General features: G+C 58.8%; 5 protein-coding genes. 1 reads left to right on the top strand and 4 read right to left on the bottom strand.

The genetic code is table 11. The features are described from left to right. Positions 1–159 precede the first annotated feature (159 nt). The 4 genes from ABJK70_RS16760 to ABJK70_RS16745 form a co-directional block, all read right to left on the bottom strand. The gene (locus ABJK70_RS16760) at positions 160–1,617 is read right to left on the bottom strand and encodes a potassium transporter TrkG (RefSeq protein ID WP_347258529.1); all 1,458 of its coding nucleotides are present in this window, start codon (positions 1,615–1,617) and stop codon (positions 160–162) included. A gap of 274 nt (positions 1,618–1,891) precedes the next feature. Beyond that, positions 1,892–3,319, bottom strand: coding sequence for a sodium:proton antiporter NhaD (gene nhaD / locus ABJK70_RS16755; protein ID WP_077730945.1), 1,428 nt, complete (start codon positions 3,317–3,319; stop codon positions 1,892–1,894). A 218-nt stretch (positions 3,320–3,537) separates the two neighbouring features. Continuing rightward, complete coding sequence (locus ABJK70_RS16750; RefSeq protein WP_086134836.1) at positions 3,538–4,242, bottom strand: response regulator; 705 nt, start codon at positions 4,240–4,242, stop codon at positions 3,538–3,540. Further along, positions 4,239–5,738, bottom strand: coding sequence for a DUF4118 domain-containing protein (locus tag ABJK70_RS16745; protein ID WP_347258528.1), 1,500 nt, complete (start codon positions 5,736–5,738; stop codon positions 4,239–4,241). Before ABJK70_RS16745 ends, ABJK70_RS16750 begins: the two co-directional genes overlap by 4 nt. A 681-nt stretch (positions 5,739–6,419) precedes the next feature. Here ABJK70_RS16745 and ABJK70_RS16740 point away from each other — a divergent pair. Continuing rightward, positions 6,420–8,006: a glucan biosynthesis protein D gene (locus ABJK70_RS16740; RefSeq protein ID WP_347258527.1), complete on the top strand. Its 1,587-nt coding sequence runs from the start codon at positions 6,420–6,422 to the stop codon at positions 8,004–8,006. Positions 8,007–8,238: the final 232 nt, after the last annotated feature.

The following is an 8,238-nucleotide window of genomic DNA, read 5'->3' as shown; positions in this document are numbered from 1 at the left end:
AAGGTCCCGACGGTCGTTTGTCCTTCCGCCCGCAATACTTTCTTGCCTTTCCGTTCCACCGGAATACACCGAATCGGTTCCTTGAGCAGTTGCCGGAGCGCTTTTCGTGCCGCGGCCACATCGCGCTGCATCCAGCGCGTCAAACCTCTGGAGTGACGCTCATTTGCGCCAGTAGGCCGGCGTGAACAGGATCAGCGCCGTGAACACCTCGATGCGGCCAAGAAACATGGCCAAGGTGCAGATCCACGTTTGAAAGTCGGTCAATCCGCCATAATTCGTGGCAGGCCCTACTTCTCCTAACCCCGGACCCGCATTGTTGATGCTGGCGAGCACGGCGGAGAACGATGACAGGAAATCGAGTCCACTGATTACGAGCAATAAGGTAAGGACCACGACGCTCATGAAATAGACAAAAATAAATCCGAGCACCGACAGGACGATCGGTGACTGAATGACCATATTGCCGAGTTTGAGCGGGTTGACCGAAGTGGGGTGAGTCAGCAGGAACATCTGGAGCTGGCTTTGTTTGACGAGAATCAGGGTCCGCATCATCTTGATGCCGCCGCCGGTGGATCCGGTGCAGACGGCAACGCAACTCACGAAGAACATCCACAGCGGCGCAAAAATCGGCCACTCGTTGAAATCGGCGGTGACAAACCCGCAGTCGGTGCCGATGGACACCAAGCTGAAGCTCGCGTGGCGAAGGGCGGTCGGAAAATCCGCATAAGTGCCCTGAAGCCACAGATAAAGCCCAATTGCCACGCAACTGCCCACCACAAGCACCAGATAAGGTAGCAACTCGACATCATGCTTGTACGGCATCAGGCTCCTGCCGCGGAGCGCCAGAAAATGCGTGGCGAAGTTCATCCCCGCCAGCAGCATGAAAACGATCAAAACCGCCTCGATTGCGGGCGAATTGAAATGGCCGACACCGGCGTCGTAGGTGGAGAACCCGCCGAGCGACAAGGTTGCAAATGCATGGCAGACAGCGTCCAGCCACGTCATCCCTGCCCATTTCAAGGCAAAAATACAGGCCACGGTGATGCTGCCGTAAACCAGCCAGAGATTCTTGGCCGTCTCGGTAATGCGCGGCGTGAGCTGGGTGTCTTTCATGGGGCCGGGCGTTTCAGCCATAAACAGCTGGCGGCCACCGACACCGAGCACCGGGAGAATCGCCACCGCCAAGACGATGATTCCCATGCCGCCCAACCAGTTGAGTTCATGCCGCCATAAATTGATGGCGGGCGGCAGCCGATCCAATCCGGTCAGAGTCGTGGCGCCGGTAGTCGAAAGTCCGGACATCGTTTCGAAGTAGGCGTCGGTAAACGACAGGTTCTTCAGATACGACATCAGTGGAAAAGTTGCAAAGGCGGCCATTCCCGTCCAGGCGAGCACCACCAGCATAAAGCCCTGTTTGGCCTTTAACTCCCTATCGAATTGGCGGGTCAGTATCCAAAGTAGCAAACCCGCACCCAAGGTGAGCAGCATGTCCTCGATGAAAAGCAGTTCCGTCCCATCCCGATAAATGAGCGACGTCAAAATAGGCAAGATGTAGGTCATGCTGAAGACCATTAGCATCAGCCCGAAAACCCGGGCCAGTGACAGAAATTGAATCATGCTGAAATGCTTTTTTGTTCTTATTAACCCGGCCTATAAATATAGGCCGGGTTAATCCGGGGCAGGGATGCCCCGGCGCGGCGACAAGCCGCGTGAGCCCAGGCCGGGCGTGTACCGGCCTGGGCGGCGGCCCGAAATACCAGGAGGGTATTTACGGGCCTGATTAATAAGATTTCTGTATGCGCAGAATAAAAGGCATCGGAATTTCCGTCCGTAAGCGATCACTATCCCATTTTCTTTGAGACGATAGCCATTCCAGAACTTACCCTGCGCGCTAAAAATACCGGGCATTGATCACGAAATGCGCGACTATGCTGCCGGCATACCCGAGCGCAATGGCCGGAACCCATTTCAGGTGTGTGCTGAAGGTATAGAAGCCTTTGGCTTGACCGAGAAGTCCCACACCCGCCGCCGAGCCGATGGCGAGCAGGCTTCCCCCTACACCCGCCGTCAGCGTCACCAACAACCACTGCCCCTGTGAGATATCGGGCATCATCGTCAGCACGGCGAACATGATGGTGCCGTTATCGATGAAGGCGGAGATGATGCCCACCAGCACGTTGGCGATGGTGGGGTCGAGATCGGTATAAAGGAACTGCGAGGCGTAGTTCAAATAGCCGATGAAGCTCAAACCCCCGACGCTGACCATGACGCCGTAGAAGAACAGCAGCGTGTCCCATTCCAATCGCGAGACGTTGTGGAATACGTCGAAATGATGCCGTTCCTCCAGGTCGTAGGGGATTTCCATGGCATCGGTATCGGCGACTTCGCCCGAATTGCCGCGTGGCGCCGCAGTCTTCTGCAGGTAATAGCTGAAGAATTTCAGATAGGTGAGCCCCGCCAACATGCCGGCGGCCGGCGGGAGACTCAGGAAGTTCTCGAAACAGACGGCGGTGACGATGGTCAACAGAAACAACAGAATAATCGTTTTCGCCCCGCGCCGCAGGGCGAAAGCCTCCAGAGCGGGTGCCGGCTTTTCCTTGGGAACCCAGAAGTACATGATGGCTGCCGGCAGGACAAAATTGACGATGGAGGGGACCAGCAACGAATAGAACTCGATGAACGGCACGACCCCTTTTTGCCAGACCAGGAGGGTCGTGATATCGCCGAACGGACTGAAGGAGCCGCCGGCATTGGTGGCAACCACCACGTTGACGCAGGCCACGCCGATGAAGCGGCGGTTATCCCGCCCCATCGCCATGATCACGGTGCCCATCAAAAGGGCGGTGGTGAGATTGTTGCACACCGAGGACAGCAAGAAGGACAGGCATCCGGTGATCCAAAACAGCTGCCGATAGCTGAAGCCCTTGCGCAGCAGCCAGATACGCAGGGATTCGAACACCCCCCGATCTTCCATGGCGTTGAGGTAGGTCATCGAAACCAGTATGAACAGGAATAGCTCCGCGTACCCCTCCAACCCAGTGCGGAATGCTTGCTCGGCCTGCTCGCCAAGGCCGTCCCGGACGTATACGGCAGCAATCAAGACCCAGATGAGGCTGGCGGCAAGAACCATCGGCTTCGATTTCCTGAGTTCCGTGACCTCCTCGATCATGGCCAGCGCATAAGCTCCGAGGAAGATCGCGACGGCCAGATAGCCGACGGCATGATGGGTCAGATCCAGCGGCGGCGGTAGGCTGCCCTCGGCGCTCAGGGCCGGGACCGGTAAGGCGGCAAGCACGATCATCAGCCATTTCTTATTCATGATTGATCGGCTTGTTGGTGAGTACGATGTAGCCGTGTTTCTTGACCGATCAGCCGCTGATGACGGCTGCCCGCTTGTCTCGTTATTAAGACGTGAAGCATGGATGGCATTCCGCTGTTTAATGTTGAACGAAAAGGCAATGCAGACCTGATCATGCAAAGGCGAGCGCCGCCGGTCATTGCTTGGCTGTATCAATGCACGCGCTCGTGGGCCTTCGATCATTCGTCGTCGCACAGACGGTATCCCACACCGGGTTCCGTCAGGAGATAGCGGGGTCTGGCGGGATCGGCCTCGATCTTGTGTCGCAACTGGCCCATGTAAATCCGGACGTAATGGCTGTGCTCGGTATGGCCCGGACCCCAGACCTCGTTCAGCAGCTGTCTGTGGGTGACGACACTTCCCGCATGACTGATCAGGGCGGTCAGTAGGCGATACTCGATCGGCGTGAGATGGATCTCGCGGTCTTCGAGAGAAACTTTCCGCCGGGTCAGTTCGACCTTTAGGTCGCCGACTTGAAACACATCGCGCGGCGGTCCCCACGAACGCTGCGAGGCACGCCGCAGCAATGCCCGGATACGCGCCACGAGTTCCGCCGTACTGAAGGGTTTGGTCAGGTAATCGTCCGCGCCGGCATCGAGGGCCTGGGTGATGTCGTTTTCGTGATTTCGGGCCGACAGGATGATCAGAGGGACTCCAGTGCGTTTCCGTAACCGATCCACCACCTCCACGCCATCCATGTCCGGCAGTCCAAGATCGAGGATCACGAGTGCCGGTTTGGCGCTTCGCGCCGAAGCCAAACCCTCGGTCCCGGTCTCGGCCGTGATCACCGACCAACCGTCCTGGCCGCTCAGACATGTGCTCAAGAACATCCGCAAGTGCGGATCGTCCTCGATGACCAATATGACGGGGCGGGTTTCCGTCATGACCGCGATAAAGCCTCGTTTTCCAGCTCGATGTCCGGCGGCGTTTCCGTGAGCGGCAGTTCCAAGCGGAAGACGGATCCTCCGCCGGCCCGGGGCTCGACGCGAATGTCGCCGCCGTGTGCGCTGATGATGGCCCGGCAGATGGCCAAGCCGAGTCCGGCGCCGCCCTGAGGCGCTTCCGGGTAAATGCGGAAGAACTTGTCGAAGATCTGGTGCTCGAATTTTTCCGGAATTCCGGGACCCCGGTCGGCTATGAAGAGGGTCAGCAATTTCGGGGACAGTTCTGCGGTAATCTCGATGGGGCTCGCTTCCGGCGTATATTTGACGGCATTCTCGAGAAGGTTGACCAAGACTTGCTGCATCAAAACCGCGTCGACATGGACCAGCGTCAATCCGTTATCCAGTTCGACCGTGACCGGTCGGTCTTGAAGCTGTTTTCGCATCCGGCGCAGGGCGCTGCCGATGATTTCCTCAAGGGCGTACCACTGTCGATTCAGAGCAACCTTCCCGGCTTCGAGCCGGGCCATGTCCAGGATCTTATGCGTGAGATCGGACATTCGCTTCGCGTCCTCATGGATCGCTCGGATCAGCTTTTGGCGGTGCTCGGCATCCAGGTGTTCGTCGCCTTCGACCAGCGTTCCCGAGGCGCCGACGATCGTCGAAAGCGGGGTGCGGAGATCGTGGGAAATGGCGCTCAGCAGCGAATTCCTCAGGGTTTCCGCCTCTATTCGGATGGCTGTGCAGCGAGCTTGTTCGGCAGCCCGAACCCGCTCCAGAGATTGAACGATTTGATGGAGAAAGAGATCCAGGAGCGTCCGTTCTTCCGGCGAAAGCCTTCGGTGGGCCGGGAGCGCCATCACCCATACGCCGAGGACGCCTTCGGAGCCGACCAGCGGCCAGTAGAGCGAGGTCCCTACAGAATTTGTGTCGGTGCCGCCGCCGGGCGGCTGCGGTTGCCCCTGGTCAAAAGCCTGTTGTGCAAGGGCAAGATCCAGATCCGGCATGCCTGGCGGCCAAAGATCGCCTTCCGGACAGTGCAGCCGGGCTTGGCCGTCCGGAACGAGCAGGGTGTTCGGGAGCCCAAATTCGGAGTAGATATGTTTGATGCCGGCTGCGATCACGTCCGCCTCCTGGCGCGTACCGGCCAGCTCCTTGCTCAGCCGGTACAGCGTCGAGGCGCGCTGTTCCCCCTGCGCCGCCACGGCGGCCTGCGATCGAAGCGCATCCATCAGGCTGCTGGTCACGACCGCAACGATCAGCATGACGGCAAGGCCGATCAGATGCTCCGTATCGGAGACGGCGAAGGAAAAAATCGGAGGGGCAACGAAAAAGGCGAAAGTCCCGGCGCTCTGAAGAGAGGCCAGGATGGAGGGGCCGCGTCCGAACCGGATAGCCACGAAAAACACGCCCAGCAAGTAAATCATCAGGATGTTCGCTGGGCTGATCTGACCGCGCAGCGGCCAATTGATCAACGTGCAAAGCGTGGGAGCCGCCAACCCCCAGAAATATCCAACCGCTCGGCGGTAGGGCCTATGCAAGGAAGTAGGGGCGTGGGATGAGGTGCTCGTGGCGGATACCATGCGCTTTGGCTGCTCTAAAAGGCCGGAATTGACCGAGGCGAACTCGCCGTATTCGTGACTTCGGCCGGCCTCAATCGCGTCTTTGGACTAATCCTAGTGTGCCGATATCCTTGCTAAAGCTCTCTCGAAGCATGCGTAGCCGAGGTACTGTTCCGACGGGTCTGCGCCGTTCACTCTAGGCTTTCGGATCTAAAGATGGTGTAAATTTTGCGTCAATAATGAGTGGCATATTTATTTCAAAACAGAAAGCAATCGAGATGTCAGCCATCGCCCTCCACCGTGATCGATATCAAACCGCTCCCCCGGCGATTGACCTACCGCGCTGCCTCCAAGCGTACTCTGGCCTATCGGGGCCGCGGCGTTACCTCGGAACCAAGGCCGTAACCCGCCGAGCGACCTCGAATCGGTGGGTTACGCTCCGCTAACCCACCCTACGTTTCATGTTCACTCGAATGCCGAATGGAATTAGGAATCGCGTTCGGGGCAAGAGCCGGGCACTTCTCGGAATTGCCAAGACAATGCCGGTTTCATACGATTTCATCGGCGTTCGTTATTGAAACGCTAAGTCATTAGTACCAGTTACAGAATTACAATCCAATGAATCAGAAGTTGAGTCGGCGCGGATTCTTGAAATCCGCTTCCTTAGTAGCCTTAGGGGGAACGCTTTTCAACGTGGCTCGGGCTGTCCCGCCTGCGTCCGAAGGGCTTCGTTTGGGCCCTGGTCAGCTCTTTTCCTTTGAGGCGCTGATCGAGCGGGCTGCTGCCATGGCCAAGGCGCCCTATGAATCACCACCCAAACCCCTGCCCAAAGTCGTTCAGCAGATCGATTACGATGCTTGGGGGAATATCCGTTACCGTCCCGATTATGCTTTGTTCGCGAATGGGCCGTCCCTCTATCCGGCTACTTTTTTTCACGTGGGCCAGTTCTTCCAGAAGTCGGTCAAGATGCACGTTCTGGAGCACGGAGTGGCGCGGGAAATCTTGTACAGACCCAAGTATTTTTCGATGCCCAAGGACAGCATCGCCCGCAAGCTGCCTGAAGATACGGGCTTTGCAGGTTTTCGCCTGCAGGAATCTCGGAAGCGCAAGGACTGGCGAACCCAAGACTGGATAGCCTTTCTCGGCGCCTCATATTTTCGGGCTATCGGCGCCTTGGGCCAGTACGGACTGTCCGCCCGCGGCGTTATCGTGGACTCCGCCGAACCCACGCCTGAAGAATTTCCGGATTTCACCGAATTTTTCATCGAGGGCGCTCGGAAAGAGGACCAGCCGGTCTCGGTTTACGCTCTGCTGAATAGCCCCAGCCTTACCGGTGCTTATCATTTTTCGATCCGGCGTACCGAGGGCGTGATACAGGACGTCGAGGTGGTTCTTTTCCTGCGCAAGGACATCACCCGGTTGGGACTGGCCCCATTGACCTCCATGTATTGGTTCAGCGAAAAGGAGAAACGCCAACGCGAGGACTGGCGCCCGGAAGTCCACGATTCCGACGGTCTCGCGATCTGGAACGGCAACGGCGAACGGCTCTGGCGTCCGTTGATCAATCAGCCCTTCGCCGTGACCTCCAGCTTCGCCGACAAGGGGCCGAAAGGTTTCGGCCTGATGCAGCGCGACCGGGTGTACGAAAACTATCTCGACGGCGTCAACTACGAACGGCGGCCCAGCCTGTGGGTGGAGCCGCTGGACGACTGGGGCCCCGGCGCCGTCCAATTGGTGGAACTGCCTACGGACGACGAAATCCACGACAACATCGTGGCTTACTGGCGGCCGGACGGACCGGCGCGTGCCGGCAATTCCTACCGGCTGCGCTATCGGCTGCACTGGCTGGGGGACGAGCCCTACCCGGCGCAGGTGGCCCGCTGCGTGGCGACCCGGATCGGGCGTGGCGGTCAGCCGGGAAAACCCCGGCCGAAGGGCGTGTACAAGATATGCGTCGAATTCGCGGGCTCGGCGCTGGATCCGCTGTGGGGCGATTCGGTCAAGGCCGAACCGGCCGTCTCCGCGTCCGGCGGAACCGTCTCCGGCGCCTTCATCGAGCCGGTGCCGGGCACGCGCCGCTGGAGGGCTATCTTCGACCTCGTCCCGACCGGCAGCGATCCTGTCGAGCTCCGGCTCTACATCCGCGGCAACGGCGATGCGCTGACCGAAACCTGGCTCTACCAGTTCCGCGCGGGCCCGGCCTAATTCCAAATCGCTTTCAATCAGGAATTGATTTTTGTAGGGTGGGTTAGGCCGCGAGGCCGTAACCCACCGAGCGGCCTCGGACCTGTCCTGAACCAAGTCGAAGGGTCGGTGGGTTACGCTTCGCTAACCCACCCTACAAGTCTACAGATCGATCACGAGCCGGTTCAGATTCGGTGCCTTGATGAGATCGCCGTCGATCTCGCACGGTTTGCCGTCGGCGTGGGCTTGCCGC

It is taken from the genome of Methylocaldum sp. (genome assembly GCF_039794385.1).
In the GTDB taxonomy this organism is placed as follows: domain Bacteria; phylum Pseudomonadota; class Gammaproteobacteria; order Methylococcales; family Methylococcaceae; genus Methylocaldum.
This window is presented reverse-complemented; position numbering and strand designations above follow the sequence as displayed.